Here is a 15,671-nt window from a genome sequence, read left to right on the forward strand (position 1 = left end):
GAGAGAAATGAACGTCAATGTACAAGAAAAGAAAAAGTTTCTTAATTGGTTAGTTTCGACCGTTTCCTTCAGTCGTCGTGAAGTCTCTTGGGTGTTGAACTATCTGGCGAATCATGAAGCGATCTTGACCAATGTTCATTTTGTAGAAGGGGCCGCTGCAGCCAAACGAGGGTTAAGTGTCCGCAGTACGGAAATTGGAGGCGAACCCTTTGTCTTGAGTATCGAGGGACAGACCTTTTATGACATTGATCAGATTTTTCATGAGATTCGCATGAATTGGAAACAACCGTTGTATCTTGAATGTCTCTTCCCAGATTCTTGGTCGCAATCCCTATATTTAGCTGTTCTGGAAGACAATCCCTATGAACGGTGGAACGACCACTTGGATCAAGAAATGACCCAACATGTTACCCAGTACCTTGAAAAAGAAGAAGCAAAAACCAAAATCGATACCTTGTATCGGCAGATCGATCGAGCATTGGAAAACGGGGATCGTGATGCCTTCTTAGAACTTTCCGATGAAGTAAATCGGCACTTGCTCCAGCAAAAAGAAGAAAGCCGTTAACAAGCAAAAAGCAGTCCTTTAATCGGGGCTGCTTTTTTTATGTCATTATTTTGTTTTAGAAACAGCGGTTTTGCGCTGTAAGAACCGCGACTTAGGCCTTAAGTAGGTAAAGCCTTCGCCTTCGACTTCATGGACATTGATGACCGAAACAAACGCTTGCGGATCAAAGTCATGAACGATGCGCTTGACTTCAGAAATCTCCCGTCCACTGACCACCATATATATGATTTGTTTCGATACTCTTGAGTAAGCCCCTTCGCCCTGTAAAAACGTGACACCGCGTTCTAATTCATCCATTAAAACAGGAGCCATCTCTTCGCTGTGATTGCTGATCACTAAGATTCCTTTCGCTGAATAACCGCCGTCTAGGATCGAATCGATCACACGCGTGAAGACATAAGAAAAAATCAACGTATACATCATGCGATTCAAATCTATATAGGTCAAAGAAAGCAACAGGACGAACACATCAAAGATCAAAAGCGAACGCCCGATCGTCACCCCAAAGTTTTTCTCTAAAATACGTGCCAATACATCGACGCCACCTGTTGTTCCACCAACTTTGTAGACGATCCCACTACCGATTCCTGCAATCAAACCGGCTAAGAGTGCGACGATCAGTAGATCGTGCTGTAGATCGATCAACAGGGGAACACTCTGCCAAAAGGCCAACCAAAAAGACAAACCAAAGGTTCCTAAAATCGTATACACTAACGAGCGTCGACCAAGAATTTTGCCACCGATCAAAATGATCGGAATATTTAAGATCAACGTACTAATGGCAGGATTGATGCCCCATAAGGCTCGCAGGATCAAGGTAATCCCTGTCACACCGCCTTCTGCTAAGTCATTTGGGATATTTAGATAGACTAGACCGAAGCCATAAATACTCGTACCGAAAATAATCAAAACAATGTCGCGAATCGTTCGCCATGAAAAAAATGCCCGCATCCTGTTTCCTCCGTTATTCAACTTCCACAAGTATCAATGTAGCACGAAATCATTGAATGTACAACAAATCCTGAGGGGGCTCTATCTAGGCAGGCAGCCATTCTTTTGGTAAGATAAACGAGAAAGGGTGAAGAAGATGACAGAAAAACGTTCTTTGGCATCGATGCAAGAAGAAGTCGATGCCTATATTCAACAATTTAAAACTGGCTATTTCAGCCCCCTCGCCCAAATGGCTCGTTTGACCGAAGAAGTTGGCGAATTGGCGCGAGAAGTGAATCACTATTACGGGGAAAAAAATAAAAAAAGCGATGAAGTTGAAAAGACCGTGGCAGAAGAACTCGGTGATGTACTCTTTGTGACGATGATCATGGCTAATTCACTAGACATCGACCTGACTGAAGTGTTTGAGGAAAATATGGCAAAATTCAATCAGCGGGATGCGTATCGTTTTGAAAGAAAAGATGGGAAAGTACATGAAGCTGACTAAACTACCAAAAGAATTTGCAGAAGCTGCACCACTCCTAAAAAAAATCGAAGCCGCAGGCTATGAAGCCTACTTCGTTGGCGGCAGCGTGCGGGATACGATCTTAGGCCAGCCGATCCATGATGTCGATATTGCTACCAGTGCATTTCCAGCCGAGATCAAGGCGCTTTTTCCTCGAACCATTGACATTGGTATCGAGCATGGGACGGTGCTGGTCTTGTGGGAGCAGGCGCAATATGAGATCACCACGTTTCGAACCGAAGCCGCCTATCAGGATTATCGTAGACCTGACAAAGTCGATTTTGTCCGTTCCTTGAAAGAAGATCTAAAGCGGCGGGATTTTACCATCAATGCATTGGCACTTCAAGAAGATGGGGTCATCATTGATCTTTTCGATGGACTTGCAGATATCGAAAATCAAATTTTACGAGCAGTGGGTCACCCACAGGAACGGTTTCATGAGGATGCGCTGCGAATGATGCGGGGGCTACGTTTTGTCAGCCAATTAGGCTTTGTTTTGGAAAAAGAAACGTTGGCTGCTATCCATGCGAATCATGCCTTGTTAGGAAAAATCTCTGTTGAACGGATCATGATTGAATTCGTCAAATTACTGTTAGGCAATCATCGTAATCAAGCATTACAGGCATTAGTAGAAACCGAATGCTATATCTACTGCCCAGGCTTACGGGAATATGGCGAAGCGTTGTTGCGGATGGCAGACTTGCCCGCGATTCCTTTAGAAACCGAAACGGCTGCTTGGGTTTTGCTCATTGACCAAATCGGTTTAGCGCCAGAGGCAGTCCGCAGCTTTTTAAAAGCTTGGAAATGTTCCAATGACTGCATCCGCCAAGTACAAACGGTCTATCAAGCACTGCTAATGCGTCGAAACGGCGAATGGAACGATCTGCTGTTGTATCAGTTCGGTCTCGAAGCGACCTATTTAGCCGAGGGATTATTGCGTTATGACAAGCTGCCCAATGATCCAGCAAAAATCAGTCAGCGGTATCAGCAACTACCGATCCATTCTTTGAAGGAGCTGGCGATCAATGGACGCGATTTGCTGCAGACAGTTGATCGTTCTTCTGGGCCGTGGCTTAAAGAAGTCTTGGCTGCTGCCGAAGCTGCAGTCATCACACGGAAAGTTCCTAATGAGAAAGAAGCACTGTTGGCATTTGCCCAAGCATATTTAGCGAAGGAGGGATAACTGAAGAATGGAAAGTAAAAAAGACTTTCTCGTTGACCTTCAAGACACTGCGGCTGTTATGGGTTCTGGGGGCTTGGCAGTTTTAGCAACCCCTCGACTGGTAGCAATGGTGGAAAACACCTGTTGGGAAGCACTTGAGCCTACTTTAGATAAAGGGTTTACTACCGTGGGTACAAAGTTTTCGATCGATCATTTAAAACCTTCCCCAGTCGGAGCAACAATCACTGTTTTTGTCCAATGGGAAAAAGAACAAGGATTCCAGTTTGATTATCAGGTGACCGATGGGTCTCAACAACTCATTGCCAAAGGGACTCATCAACGAGCGGCGGTGGAAATCTCTCGGTTTATGAAAAAAGTCAACGAAAACCAAAGTTAATTTGTGTCCCAGTAGCGACTATGTGTTAGAATTAAAATGTATTATTAATAAAAAGGAGCGTTTTGTCATGGCTAGAGAAATGAAAGCTTTAAAATTTTATTTCCGTAATGGAGAAACATGGACGATCGAGCGCCGTTACATCGGTGACTTGTGGATCAAACAAATCACGACCAGTTTTGGCCGTATCCACGGAAGTGAATTTGTTGAGATTCATCCATGTGCTGGGTTCAAAATTGAAATCTTCCAAGAAGGCGATCATGTGGCAACACATGACATCAACTTAGGCGGACTTGAATTAGGGATGTTTGCTCGTGCGTTGAAATATGAAGATATTGAACGGATGGAAATTCTTTACCGTAACGGTACACCGGATCTTGTGTATTTCCCATACAAGGACAAAGATACGGAAGGATTGGATAATGTATACCAATCAACAAAAATCAGTGAAAAAACGAAGAGTCTGTATATCGTGATCGACCCAAATCAAACGGTTGATGACGTTTATCAAGAACATTTCGAAGAATAAGAAAAACGCAGAACCAGCTGGTTCTGCGTTTTTTTAGAATGATTCTTGGAACATATCCGTATACTTTTTTAATAAAAGATAATCTTCGGCATATTCATCTTTTAAAACGATCGTATCGCCAAAAAAACTTTTACGAGCATGTTGAATGATCCGATGCTGAATGTCTTTTTCCAGAAGGTAATCGATCTCAGACTGTTTCAGGTTTTGTGCAGCAGTCGCCCGATTCTTTTCTACATATTGCAGCAAATCGTACTCAAGGTGTCCTGCACCATTGATGACTCGTTTGTATTCGATTTTGTCAATTTTCATCTGCTCACACTCCTTGCTATTAAAGTACCTTAGAAAGGAACAAAGGGGGAGATGAATGAATCGAAATTACATAAATCTTTAAAAAATAGACCATTTGTTAATGTTATCTTAAGAATTGTGATCACAAAAGAAAGAAACAAATTTATGTAACTGTCGTTTGCGAACCATTAGCTATCGATTCTTTCTCCGTTTGCTGATGGACAGGTCCTATGTTGGCAATCCCATCTAGACCACCAGCATGACCACCAACTAATTTGCTACGGGCAATGGCACGAGCACCTTCCATCCGGCTTGTGGCGTGAACGATCGAAGTGAAGCCGTATTTTTCACGAATCTTATCGATGATCAAATCTAATTTACGTTGGCGCAACTGCGTTTCTGCTTGCTCAAAAAGATCCAACTGAACATTTTCTGTATAAACCAATTTTGAATAGGTAATACCAATGTGGCGAACGACTTGCCCGGTATAAAATTTTCGAAAGAGAAACAGACAATGAGCAACAAGCTTGCGGGTATTGTCGGTTGGTGGGATCTTCATTTGCCGGGAAAAACCAGAGGCAGTTTCCCCAAAGGCTACGCCGATGTAAACATTGATACAAGCGGTCTGACAATGATGGCGGCGAATTCGGGCGGCAACTTGCTCCGCCATTTCCTTGATGACGATCTCAATTTCTTCTTGCAAGTAATAATTGCGGTGCAGGACCTGACTGTTGCCATAACTTTTTTCCATGACCTGCGGTGTCGGTTCAGCTAAAATCGTGCGATCAATGCCGTGAGCGTGATGGTAGAGCTGCTCACCAATGATCCCCATGCGGCTACGCAAAAGATCAGGACTGGCATGAGCCAATTGTTCGATCGTTTCAATCCCCATCAAGTGAAGTCGTTTTTCTGTGCGTCGGCCGATTCCCCAAAACTCCGTCATAGGGGCGATTTGCCAAACTTTTGTCGGTACATCTTCGTAGGTCCATTCGGCAATCAAGGAACGGTTGTGTTTGGATTCGTTATCCAAAGCCAATTTTGCTAACAAAGGGTTGTCGCCAATACCGATGGTGACATACAATTTCGTTGTTTCGTAAATGTCTTTTTGAATTTGCTGGGCAATCAGCCATCGTTTTTCTTCGCGAGAAATGGTTTTATCGGGAATGAAAAGATCCAGTGTACGGGTCAGATCCATCATCGTTTCGTCAATTGAATAGATCAGTAAGTCGTCTTGTCCAACATATTTGCGAAAGACATTATTGACTTTGGTATTTTCTTTGATATAAAAACTCATACGTGGCGATGCTTTGTATAAATCGGGATGCGTCGGCAGATTGTCATTGCGAGTCACGTTTGAGATTCCTAATGCCGATTTTGCCTTGGGGGAAGCCGCTAAGATTAAGCCATTTCCAGTATTGTCAGAATGAGACATGACGACCAGCATCGCTTGGATAGGGTCTAATCCGCGCGAGATGCATTCGACAGAAGCATAAAAACTTTTAACATCGATAAATAAGATATCGCGTTTTGGCTCGAGCGCATAATTAAAACCACCCATTTTTATCACTCCTTACCGAAATTATACGAACGTTTGTTCTTTTTTGTCAAGCGAACAGGAGCGGATGAGTGGATTTGTTTTTTTATAGAGATATTATTTTCGTTTCTAACTGAGGAAAAACGTTGGTTTATAAGAAATACATTCGATTCAGATTGTCAGAATTCGATTGGACATTAAAACGGGATTTTGTCTTTTTACCCGCCGGAATGATTAAAAAACAGCCGATCCATTGGATCGACTGTCGCTTTATGGATCAATTTTCGGCAGGTAGCGTTGCAAACAAACTTAAGAGATTGCCGTCTATATCTTTGACGATGGCATAGCGTTGCCCCCAAAAGGCAGACCAGGGTTCTTTGAAAGACTGATACCCGGCAGCTACGACTTTTGCATGAAGGGCATCAACTTCTTCAGGGGAATCACATAAAAAGGCTAATTCAATCGTATCACCCACAGTCATTGGTGGATGTCCGTAGATCCCGGCAACCATTTTGCGACTATTCAAGGAGATGCGAACACCATCATTTGCTAATTCCATATAATCTTCTGAGTGCTGACCTAATGGCGTAAAGCCAAGTACTTGATAAAAAGCCAGTGCCTGTTCCATGTTCTTTGTGATAATACCGACCATATCTAGTTTCATTTTTTTCTTCCTTTCATGTGGGAATTCTTTACATAACAGTCCATGCAGTTGCGAGCAATGAAGATTACTTAATTTCTGTCAGACGGTAATGGTGCAATCGTTCAGCCAACGTACCAGTATCCAGTTCAAACAAATGGTTGTCATCGTCGTAAAAATAAATAGAAGCACCTTCGCCTTTGATGCGGGAACGATCTTTTTCGATCTTCAATCCTAGTCCTTGGATGCGCGTAATCAAGGAATCGATTTGAGCTTGATCGATTTTAAAGGCAATATGGTTATACGTTTTCGGCAGCTTCTGGGAGGCATCCTCCATAACAGCAAGCCATAAGCCATCGATTAAAAAGAATTTTTCTGGGAAGTAAGAATGAGACTGGTCTCGGCTATCATAAATTTCCTCTGCTTCAAACAATGTTTCCAGCATCGTTGTCGTCTTTGCTAAATTCTGTACGATCAACGTGATATGGGAAATCTCCATCGCATCAACACTCCTTTGTTATGACGAAATAGGGGAAAGAGAAACAATCAGTATCAAAATAAGCATTGTGTTAGTGATTGTGAAATACCAAGAGGAAGAGCAGAACATAAAACAGTGCATCTGTTGCGCAAGGAATAAGTTTCTTCTTGTATTTGGTCCAAAAGAAGACATTTATTAAGAAGAGGACAATCACCGTCGGTAGGCTAAAGGTCCAAGCAGGGTGTTTGATAAAAATGAAAAGCATATTTCCAATAAGAGCAAAAAGAAAAGCGCCATAAAACAGACGATAGTTACTAGGTAGATACGTAAAATTGCCAAGCATGGGTTCACCTCCTATAGGCAGTATAGCTTGAAAGCGTTGACTGGTACTCAAAGTATATTGAAAGGACAGCTAGAAGAAAAAGCTGGTTCACGTTCTATGTGCCGCCTTTGTTGAACATTAGTTTCTTTTTTTCATTATACATTAAAATTTATTTATACGTCGCTTCAAAGAAAAAGTTGGTTCAAAAGTTCAAAGCAAATAAGTGAAAATAGGGGAGTGGTTGTGTAAAGAGGGAAATAAAAATGCAGCAGCTATCATTGCAAAATGTCTGAAAAAAAGAAGTTCGCAAACGCCTTGGTTATCAGCGTTTGCGAACTTCTTAAATAGTATTATTTTGTTTCGCGGTGTAAAGTAACTTTTCTTTCACGTGGGCAATATTTTTTCTTTTCCAAACGATCAGGATTGTTACGTTTGTTTTTGTTTGATAAGTAGTTGCGTTCTTTACAAGAAGTGCACTCTAATGTGATGTTTACGCGCATGATTTTCCCCCCTAACGATACAAGAATCCTCTAAGAAATCTCTCAGACTAAAATATAATAGCATGTTTCGTGTGGGAATGCTAGCTTTTTCCTGAAATTTGTTAAGTAGTTTTACTTGACGAATTTCTTGAAACCCATTAGTCCAATTTGCTCTGGATATCTTCGATCATTTTGGTATAGGCGATCGGACCATTGTAGAGCCAGCTTGATTCAGGACCGAATTCCCATAAATGATTGTTTTTGACTGCATCAAGATTTTGCCAGACTTGTTCGCTGAAAAAATCAGCGCCTTTATCACTATTCACTAAAATCAAGTAATCGGCATCCAATTCTGCCAATTTTTCCAGAGAAACGGCAGACCAGTCAGCAGTGGCACTTTCACTGATTTCTGAAACCAGTGTGGGAACTTCAAAACCGAGTTCGTGATAAAGTAGCTGACCACTTGATTTTGTTTCTGAAACCATGAAGACGGAATTATTGACCACCCATAAAACAGCGATCGACTTGCCTTTGATTTGATCAGCATAAGCTTCTTTGGTAGTAGCGACTAAGTCATCATAATCGGCTTCTACTTGGGCAACTTGCTCTTCTTTGTGTAAGACCTTTGCAATATCTGTCAGACGTTCACGCCAGGTCACGTCTTCGCCATTTGTGACCACATAGGTCGGCGCGATCTTGCTGTATTGTTCATATTTGTCACCTTCCACCATGGAACTGCTGTCCATCAGTAGCAGGTCTGGTTCAAAGCTCAAGACATCTTCATAGGGCAGATCATAATTGATTCTTGGCACATCTGCTAGTTTGTCTTGCAAGTATGCTTGATCACTGTCATTGCCAACGGTCCATTGAGCAACCGGTGTTACCCCTAAAGCAACCAAATAATCTTCCAAATAACTACCAATCACCCGCTGTGGGTTTTCGGGAACAGTGACTTCATTTCCCATCGCATCGGTAAAGGTTGTTGCTATTTCTGAAGAAGTAGTGGCTGATCCACTGCTATCCGTTGAGTCATTATTCGTGCCGCAAGCACCCAGTAGGGTAAGGGAGCAGGCAGCTAGTAGGGTAAGCCAAGTACTTCTTTTTGACCATTGTTTCATAAAAACACTTCCTCCTTTGTTACATGTTGAGCACTTATTGCTTTAATTGAGAATAGTTCTCATTTGCTGATAGCTATTATCACGAAGAATCCCTCGTTTGTCAATCATATTTTTTTATTTCCTTTTTTTAGAACTATTGACGAATAGCAGGATTACATTCATAATTGATAAGCATTATCAATCAATTATTTTGGGGACGAATATGGCGAAATTACGAACAGTTGACTTAAGTGTCGGCTATCAAAAACAAAAAATTGTGCAAAATCTAACAATCGAGATACCAGAAGGAAAAATCATCGGCTTGATTGGTCCGAATGGCAGTGGAAAATCGACATTTTTAAAGGCACTCGCCCGAATTTTACAGCCTTTGTCTGGTGAGGTCCTATTAGATACCCAAAACCTCCAGAACATTAAAACCAAAGAAGTAGCGAAAAAGATTGCGCTGCTTTCTCAAGTTAGCGACTCATCGATTGGCTTGACGATTCGCGAAATCGTTTCTTACGGTCGTTTTCCCTATCAAAAAGGACTGAATAGTCTATCGGAACAAGATCTTGCAGCGATTGACTGGTCCTTGCAGGCAACGGGTTTGACGGCACTGGCAGATGAAACGATCAGTACGCTGTCAGGGGGACAAAAACAGCGCGTATGGATTGCCATGGCACTGGCGCAAGATACGGATATCGTGATTTTAGATGAACCAACGACTTTTTTAGATCCTGCGCATCAATTAGAAATTTTGCTCTTATTACAGCAAATCAATAAAACCTACGGAAAAACGATCATTATGTCGATTCATGACCTGAATCATGCGTCACGTTTTTCTGATTATATTTACGCATTAAAAGGTGGAGGGCTGTTGGTTTCCGGTACACCGGAAACAGTGCTGACCAAAGAATGGCTACAACGTTTGTTTGAAATCGATGCCGTGTTAGGTACCTTTCCTAATAGTACAAAGCCGTTGGTCTTGACCTATGAGTTAGGAGCGCAAGCATGAAAAAATTTCCTTGGTTGCTGCTGCTTTTTAGCGGCTGCTTTATTATCTGTTTCTTTTTAGCGATCACTCAAGGAGCGGCCGACCTTTCTTTTGAAACGATTAGGGATGCTGTCTTTGCTTTTGATTATGAGAATCAGCTGCATCAAGTCTTGTGCAATATTCGGTTGCCGCGTGTTTTGGCTGCTTTTCTAGTAGGAAGCTGTTTTGCTGTTACAGGAGCCATCATGCAGGGGATTACGAGAAATCCCTTGGCAGACGGTGGTCTTTTAGGTGTCAATAGTGGGGCTGCCTTGGGACTAGCGATCGCATTTATCCTCTTTCCTAGTGTGCAACCGAGTCAAGCGGCGCTGTTTTCCTTTTTTGGTGCGTTTGCGGCAACTGGGCTGCTTTTTTTACTGACCAGATACGCCAAACTAGGCATGTCGCCCACGGGACTGATTTTGGCTGGTGTGGCATTAAGTTCTTTTTTCTCAGCCATTAGTCAAACTCTGTCATTGCAATTTGATTTAAACCAAGAGCTAGCCTTTTGGTTTATCGGTGGTGCGGCGAATGTGACTTGGCAACAACTGCGTTTTGTGGGACCCATCTATCTGATAGCCATCGTTTTTGTGCTACGTCTAGGAAAAGCCCTCAATCTGTTAGCGCTAGGAGATGACACCGTTATTTCATTAGGGAAGCATCCGCATCTGATTCGGGCATCTGCCTTACTGTTAGTCGTAGTTTTGGCGGGAATGGCGGTTTCGCTTGTTGGACCGGTCAGTTTTGTCGGCTTAATGGTTCCTCATGTCGTGCGAGGAATGGTGGGTAAAAACTATCAACTGATTTTGCCTTTGACGATCATCGGAGGCGGGACTCTAGTGATGGCCGCTGATTTGGCAGGTCGCTTGATCAATCCCCCTTTTGAGACGCCATTTGGGATACTGATGGCGTTGATCGGTGTGCCTTTTCTATTGGTCAAGATACGGAGGGAAGACTGATGAAAAAAACACTCTTTGTTTTTTTTCTACTGGTGATGGCCGCTTTTTTAGGAAGTGTCATGGTAGGAAAAACAATCTTATCCTTTCAAACATTAGGCGCAATCTTTCAAGGAACGGCGTCTTCAAGTCAAGTACTGACGTTTACTGAGTTTCGACTGCCACGGGCTTGTCTGGCATTGATCGCCGGCGGTGCCTTTGGTTTTTCTGGATTTGTCTTGCAAGGGGTGACGAGAAATGAGCTGGCTGATGCAAGTATCGTAGGAATCAACAATGGCGCGGGTCTCTTTGTAATGATCTACTTAGGGTTTTATACCCAAGGATCGCAGCTTTTGCCTTTTGTTGGGATCATCGGTGGTTTATTAGCTGCATTACTGGTCTATTTGATTGCCTATAAGCACCGCCAATTGTTGTCGATGGAGCGAGTGCTGCTGGCGGGAATCGCTGTCAATGCAGGGTTGGCGGCGGCTACCTTACTTTTTACGGTGGAATTATCAAAAGATCGCTATCGCTTTGTAGCAGCATGGCTTTCAGGTTCGATTTGGGGAACTTCTTGGCAGCAAATCACCAGTCTGCTTCCTTGGGTCATCGTATTGTCTGCCGCAGCGTTCTGGACCGTACCAAGGCTTAATTTACTTGGCTTTGGCGAGGAGCAGGCAATTAGCTTAGGGGTTTCTTTGACCCGTTTGCGGAAGTGGTTTTTAGTGATCGCGGTTGGTTTGGCTGCCAGTACGGTTGGCTATACCGGTAATTTAGCCTTTGTTGGCTTATTAGCGCCTCATATCGCCAAGGGGCTCATCGGCAGAGAATCTCGCAGTGCCTTTTTCTTAGCCGGAATGATCGGCAGTCTGCTAGTCTTAGTCAGTGATACGATCGGCCGTTTACTATTGACAAGCGGTGAGATCCCAGCTGGTATCATCATTTCTATCGTAGGGGCACCGTACTTTGTCTACTTACTGATCCGACGCAAGGGGCGATAAGCAAAAAGTCATGATCTTGCCAAGAAATCTGCGATTCTAGTTTGCTATTTGGACACAGTTTTTGGTACTATTTCTGAGAGGAGTGATCCAATGGAAAAACCAGTCATTAGAGAGCACATGATCCAAACATTAAAAAAAATGCCGATCAAGCAAAAGCAGCAGAAAGAAACGGTGATTTTGCAGTTGCTGTTTTCTTCTCAGATTTGGCAAACGGCTGAGTCAGTAGGTGTGATCCGTTCGTTGCCATTTGAATTTGATACAGCGGCTATTTTTGCTAAAGGATTTGAACAAAACAAACGAATCGCAGTGCCGAAAGCACAACAAAAAAAATTGCAGTTTTATCATGTGGAGCCGACAACGCGTTATGAAACGTCGGCATTTGGGGTTGAAGAGCCGATCAGTGAGCAAGAAGCCCATCACTTGGATTTGCTGATTGTTCCGGGTTTGGCTTTTTCGAAAACAGGCTATCGCATCGGCTTTGGCGGTGGCTATTATGATCGTTTCTTATCAGCTTTTGATGGCAAGACCGTTTCTTTGGTTTTCGGAGAACAATTCAACGATCAATGGACACCAGATGTATTCGACATCCCAATCGATAAAATCTATACGGATTCGCTTATTCGCACGTAAAGGAGCACGTCAATGAATTCTCAAATGAAAAGATGGCTGAATCAGCCGGTCTTCACGTATCTATTTTTAGCTATCCAAACAATTGTGTTTATCTTAGGTTATTTTAGTCCCTCTATTCAATCAGGCGGGGTGATGTTTGGTCCGTTTGTCGTCTATTTAAATGAATATTGGCGTTTCGTTACCCCAATCTTTCTACATTTCGGTTTGGCTCATTTTGCGATCAATTCTGTGATTCTGTATTATATGGGGCAGCAAGTAGAAGCCATCTATGGTCATAGCCGCTTTTTTGCCTTGTATTTACTAAGCGGCATCATGGGCAATACCATGAGTTTCGCATTCAACCAAATAGGGATTCAATCAGCAGGCGCTAGTACTTCATTATTCGGGCTTTTCGGGGCATTTTTGATCTTAGGTTGGCATTTTAGAAATGATTACCGTATCCAAGCAATGGTACGGCAATTTGCCTTATTCGTTGGATTGAACCTAGTTTTTGGGGTGTTTGATCAAACGATCGATATGTGGGGACACATTGGGGGGATCCTCGGTGGGTTATTGTTAGGGAATCTTTTGGCATTGCCAAAGAACTACGGAAAATATTCGATCCACACCAGAATCCTCTCTGGCGTACTCTTTGTTTTCTTATTGGCTATTTTTGTGATATATGGTTTTAAAAAATATTAATTACTTGTATAATAAGCAGGAAGTGGTTAAATGGAAACGTTATATGACGTACAACAATTACTGAAACAATTTGGTGTTTACGTATATGTCGGCAAGCGGATCTACGATATAGAACTGATGCAAATCGAGCTGAAGAACTTTTATGACAGTCGCTTGATAGATCGGGATGTATATCTGACTGCCCGGCGAATTCTTACGCGGGAGCATCGAATTGAAGAAAGCCGGGAGGAAAACAAGTGATGGACAAAAAAATCATCGGAATTGATTTAGGCGGAACAACTGTGAAATTCGCTATTTTAACGAGCGAAGGCGAGATTCAGCAAAAATGGAGTATTGACACCAATATTCTTGATGAAGGCTCACATATCGTGCCAGAAATCGTGGCATCGATCAATCATCGCCTAGAATTATATGGCTTACAGCCGGAAGCATTTATTGGTATTGGTATGGGGACACCAGGAAGTGTCGACCGTGACAAAGGAACCGTCATCGGTGCCTACAATCTGAACTGGAAAACACTTCAGCCAGTCAAAGAACTGATTGAAAAAGGCACAAAAATCCCGTTTGCCATCGATAACGATGCCAATGTAGCAGCTTTAGGTGAGCGTTGGAAAGGGGCAGGGGATAACAATCCTGATGTCATCTTTATCACACTAGGTACAGGTGTTGGCGGCGGTATCATCATGGAAGGGCAATTGCTTCATGGGGTTGCTGGTTGTGCCGGAGAAATCGGTCATATCACTGTTGATCCTGAAGGATTTGAATGTACTTGCGGCAAACGTGGTTGTTTAGAAACGGTTTCTAGTGCGACGGGTGTTGTGCGAGTTGCTCGACAGCTAGCAGAAGAATATGCTGGCGACTCGGCATTGAAACAACAGCTGGACAATGGGGAAGATGTTTCAAGTAAAGATATTTTTGAAGCAGCTCAAGCAAACGATCCATTTGGCTTGATGGTCGTTGATAAAGTGTGCTTCTACCTTGGGTTGGCATGCGGAAACCTAGGAAACACATTAAATCCATCAAGTATCGTTTTAGGTGGAGGCGTATCAGCAGCCGGTGAATTTTTACGTGAACGGGTTGCTGCCTACTTTGCTCAGTTTACCTTCCCACAGGTAACGGAAAGTACCGAAATCAAATTGGCAGAACTTGGGAATGACGCCGGTGTGATCGGGGCAGCATCATTAGCTTTGCAATTTGCAGCAAAAGCATAGATGCCAAGCTGCTAGGCAATGATACATTCAAGCAGCATACATCAAAAAAAGAATGATTGTTACAATAGAGAGGAATAGAAGAAATGACACCAATTATGTGGCTAAACTTGGTTTTGGGATTAATCATCTTAGCATTCGCTTTGAACTGGGCGTATTTTCAAATCATGGGACGCCGTTCAGCAACGATCATCTCAGAAGATGAATTCAAAGCAGGAATGAAGAAAGCCCAAGTGATCGATGTTCGGGAAAAAAATGAGTTTGACAGTGGACATATTTTAGGGGCGCGTAATATTCCCTTTACTGTTTTGACGAATTCCTTCAGCGCATTTCGTAAAGATCAACCGATCTACTTATATGACACGCGTAAATCGTTGAGCATTCGGGCAGCAAATAAATTACGCAAAGAAGGCTTTACCAATGTCTATATCCTAAAAGAAGGGTATGAAGGCTGGAGCGGCAAGACAAAAAAGAAAAATAGTTTATAAAACAGAGAACTCAAGGCAAAAGAACACAAGTAAATTTGAATGAGCGACGAAACACCAAACGGAGTGTTTCAAGTGAGGCATTATTCAAGTTACATTGTGGGCTTTTGCCTTTATTTATAGAACTTAGGTCTATCAGTAAGGAGAGTGTGCATTGATCAAGCGAAAAAGAATTTATGAAGCGGCGGAAACGACAGATGGCTATCGGGTATTGGTGGATCGCATCTGGCCTAGAGGAATGAAAAAGGAGACAGCTCAGGTCGATCTATGGCTCAAAGCAGTCGCACCAAGTACTGAATTGCGCAAATGGTTTGGGCATGATCCTGAACGTTTTGATGCGTTTAAAGACCGCTATCTACAAGAATTAGAGAAAACGCCCGCTAAAGATGCCTTGGCACAGTTAAAAACGTTGGTTGCTGAACAAGAGACCGTGACCTTACTATACGGAGCGAAAAATGAAGAACAAAATCAAGCCGTGATTTTGCAGGACTTACTGGAGAAGGAAGAATGATACCTAAAAGAGCCGCCAGCCTATTGAAGGCTGACGGCTCTTTTGTAGCAAATGATTAACGGGCAACGCTTTTACGCATCGCACGTTTCCGTTTTTCATCATGATCCGCTTGTTGTTCATCAATTGGATCAATCACTTGTTTCTTGACCGTCATAACAACACTTGCAGCTGCAGCAACCGTTGCGACTGTTCCTACTAAAAATCCTGAAAGAAATCGTTTCATCATTAAACACCTCGCCTTTA

23 protein-coding genes are annotated in these 15,671 nt (G+C 42.8%); 14 read left to right on the forward strand and 9 right to left on the reverse strand.

What is annotated here, in order from left to right; genetic code table 11:
• Positions 1 to 7: 7 nt before the first annotated feature.
• Positions 8 to 565: a YpiB family protein gene (locus CO692_RS13315; RefSeq protein WP_077452638.1), complete on the forward strand. Its 558-nt coding sequence runs from the start codon at positions 8 to 10 to the stop codon at positions 563 to 565.
• 45 nt (positions 566 to 610) lie between these two features.
• Here CO692_RS13315 and CO692_RS13320 read toward each other — a convergent pair whose 3' ends face one another.
• Positions 611 to 1,516, reverse strand: a complete 906-nt coding sequence (locus tag CO692_RS13320; RefSeq protein WP_010749295.1) for a YitT family protein — start codon at positions 1,514 to 1,516, stop codon at positions 611 to 613.
• A gap of 136 nt (positions 1,517 to 1,652) precedes the next feature.
• Between CO692_RS13320 and CO692_RS13325 the strand changes: the two genes are divergently transcribed.
• The 4 genes from CO692_RS13325 (at position 1,653) to CO692_RS13340 (ending at position 4,106) form a co-directional block, all read left to right on the forward strand.
• On the forward strand, positions 1,653 to 2,003 hold the full coding sequence (locus CO692_RS13325; RefSeq protein ID WP_016621021.1) for a nucleotide pyrophosphohydrolase: 351 nt from the start codon (positions 1,653 to 1,655) through the stop codon (positions 2,001 to 2,003).
• Positions 1,990 to 3,204, forward strand: a complete 1,215-nt coding sequence (locus tag CO692_RS13330; RefSeq protein WP_096742429.1) for a CCA tRNA nucleotidyltransferase — start codon at positions 1,990 to 1,992, stop codon at positions 3,202 to 3,204. Before CO692_RS13325 ends, CO692_RS13330 begins: the two co-directional genes overlap by 14 nt.
• 7 nt (positions 3,205 to 3,211) lie before the next feature.
• The gene (locus CO692_RS13335) at positions 3,212 to 3,580 is read left to right on the forward strand and encodes a thioesterase family protein (protein WP_077452636.1); all 369 of its coding nucleotides are present in this window, start codon (positions 3,212 to 3,214) and stop codon (positions 3,578 to 3,580) included.
• A 67-nt stretch (positions 3,581 to 3,647) separates the two neighbouring features.
• Positions 3,648 to 4,106 carry a hypothetical protein gene (locus tag CO692_RS13340; RefSeq protein ID WP_008381061.1) on the forward strand — a complete coding sequence of 153 codons (459 nt, stop codon included), beginning with the start codon at positions 3,648 to 3,650 and terminating at the stop codon, positions 4,104 to 4,106.
• A 33-nt stretch (positions 4,107 to 4,139) separates the two neighbouring features.
• Here the strand turns inward: CO692_RS13340 and CO692_RS13345 are convergent, their stop codons facing one another.
• The 7 genes from CO692_RS13345 to CO692_RS13375 form a co-directional block, all read right to left on the reverse strand.
• Positions 4,140 to 4,415 carry a hypothetical protein gene (locus CO692_RS13345; RefSeq protein WP_074933093.1) on the reverse strand — a complete coding sequence of 92 codons (276 nt, stop codon included), beginning with the start codon at positions 4,413 to 4,415 and terminating at the stop codon, positions 4,140 to 4,142.
• Between the two features lie 142 nt (positions 4,416 to 4,557).
• The gene (locus CO692_RS13350) at positions 4,558 to 5,952 is read right to left on the reverse strand and encodes a Y-family DNA polymerase (protein ID WP_077452635.1); all 1,395 of its coding nucleotides are present in this window, start codon (positions 5,950 to 5,952) and stop codon (positions 4,558 to 4,560) included.
• 253 nt (positions 5,953 to 6,205) lie between these two features.
• Complete coding sequence (locus CO692_RS13355) at positions 6,206 to 6,592, reverse strand: VOC family protein (RefSeq protein WP_077452634.1); 387 nt, start codon at positions 6,590 to 6,592, stop codon at positions 6,206 to 6,208.
• A 64-nt stretch (positions 6,593 to 6,656) separates the two neighbouring features.
• The gene (fosX, locus tag CO692_RS13360) at positions 6,657 to 7,067 is read right to left on the reverse strand and encodes a FosX/FosE/FosI family fosfomycin resistance hydrolase (RefSeq protein WP_096742430.1); all 411 of its coding nucleotides are present in this window, start codon (positions 7,065 to 7,067) and stop codon (positions 6,657 to 6,659) included.
• A 70-nt stretch (positions 7,068 to 7,137) separates the two neighbouring features.
• Positions 7,138 to 7,389 carry a hypothetical protein gene (locus CO692_RS17965; protein ID WP_074933086.1) on the reverse strand — a complete coding sequence of 84 codons (252 nt, stop codon included), beginning with the start codon at positions 7,387 to 7,389 and terminating at the stop codon, positions 7,138 to 7,140.
• A 329-nt stretch (positions 7,390 to 7,718) separates the two neighbouring features.
• The gene (rpmG, locus tag CO692_RS13370; protein ID WP_005229384.1) at positions 7,719 to 7,868 is read right to left on the reverse strand and encodes a 50S ribosomal protein L33; all 150 of its coding nucleotides are present in this window, start codon (positions 7,866 to 7,868) and stop codon (positions 7,719 to 7,721) included.
• Positions 7,869 to 8,005: 137 nt separating this feature from the next.
• Positions 8,006 to 8,965 (reverse strand): ABC transporter substrate-binding protein, encoded by a 960-nt coding sequence (locus CO692_RS13375; RefSeq protein WP_096742431.1) that lies wholly within the window; start codon positions 8,963 to 8,965, stop codon positions 8,006 to 8,008.
• A 202-nt stretch (positions 8,966 to 9,167) separates the two neighbouring features.
• Here CO692_RS13375 and CO692_RS13380 point away from each other — a divergent pair, with 202 nt between their 5' ends.
• From CO692_RS13380 to CO692_RS13420, 9 genes are all read left to right on the forward strand, one after another.
• On the forward strand, positions 9,168 to 9,959 hold the full coding sequence (locus tag CO692_RS13380) for an ABC transporter ATP-binding protein (protein WP_096742432.1): 792 nt from the start codon (positions 9,168 to 9,170) through the stop codon (positions 9,957 to 9,959).
• A complete protein-coding gene (locus CO692_RS13385) occupies positions 9,956 to 10,936 on the forward strand; it encodes a FecCD family ABC transporter permease (protein WP_096742433.1) in 981 nt (326 codons plus the stop codon). The genes CO692_RS13380 and CO692_RS13385 overlap by 4 nt, the downstream gene beginning before the upstream one ends.
• Positions 10,936 to 11,913, forward strand: coding sequence for a FecCD family ABC transporter permease (locus CO692_RS13390; protein WP_096742434.1), 978 nt, complete (start codon positions 10,936 to 10,938; stop codon positions 11,911 to 11,913). Before CO692_RS13385 ends, CO692_RS13390 begins: the two co-directional genes overlap by 1 nt.
• Before the next feature lie 90 nt (positions 11,914 to 12,003).
• A complete protein-coding gene (locus tag CO692_RS13395; RefSeq protein WP_096742435.1) occupies positions 12,004 to 12,543 on the forward strand; it encodes a 5-formyltetrahydrofolate cyclo-ligase in 540 nt (179 codons plus the stop codon).
• Positions 12,544 to 12,555: 12 nt separating this feature from the next.
• Entirely contained in the window at positions 12,556 to 13,224 is a 669-nt protein-coding gene (locus CO692_RS13400) for a rhomboid family intramembrane serine protease (protein WP_096742436.1), read from the forward strand.
• Positions 13,225 to 13,254: 30 nt separating this feature from the next.
• On the forward strand, positions 13,255 to 13,464 hold the full coding sequence (locus CO692_RS13405; protein ID WP_005229394.1) for a YqgQ family protein: 210 nt from the start codon (positions 13,255 to 13,257) through the stop codon (positions 13,462 to 13,464).
• Positions 13,464 to 14,435, forward strand: a complete 972-nt coding sequence (locus tag CO692_RS13410; RefSeq protein WP_005229395.1) for an ROK family glucokinase — start codon at positions 13,464 to 13,466, stop codon at positions 14,433 to 14,435. The genes CO692_RS13405 and CO692_RS13410 overlap by 1 nt, the downstream gene beginning before the upstream one ends.
• Before the next feature lie 83 nt (positions 14,436 to 14,518).
• Positions 14,519 to 14,920: a rhodanese-like domain-containing protein gene (locus CO692_RS13415; protein WP_096742437.1), complete on the forward strand. Its 402-nt coding sequence runs from the start codon at positions 14,519 to 14,521 to the stop codon at positions 14,918 to 14,920.
• Positions 14,921 to 15,071: 151 nt separating this feature from the next.
• Positions 15,072 to 15,428 carry a DUF488 domain-containing protein gene (locus CO692_RS13420; RefSeq protein WP_096742438.1) on the forward strand — a complete coding sequence of 119 codons (357 nt, stop codon included), beginning with the start codon at positions 15,072 to 15,074 and terminating at the stop codon, positions 15,426 to 15,428.
• Between the two features lie 55 nt (positions 15,429 to 15,483).
• Here the strand turns inward: CO692_RS13420 and CO692_RS13425 are convergent, their stop codons facing one another.
• Complete coding sequence (locus CO692_RS13425) at positions 15,484 to 15,651, reverse strand: DUF3042 family protein (protein WP_017144401.1); 168 nt, start codon at positions 15,649 to 15,651, stop codon at positions 15,484 to 15,486.
• Positions 15,652 to 15,671 lie beyond the last annotated feature (20 nt).

Origin of the sequence: Enterococcus sp. FDAARGOS_375, assembly GCF_002393265.1 — a bacterium.
In the GTDB taxonomy this organism is placed as follows: Bacteria; Bacillota; Bacilli; order Lactobacillales; family Enterococcaceae; genus Enterococcus_D; species Enterococcus_D innesii.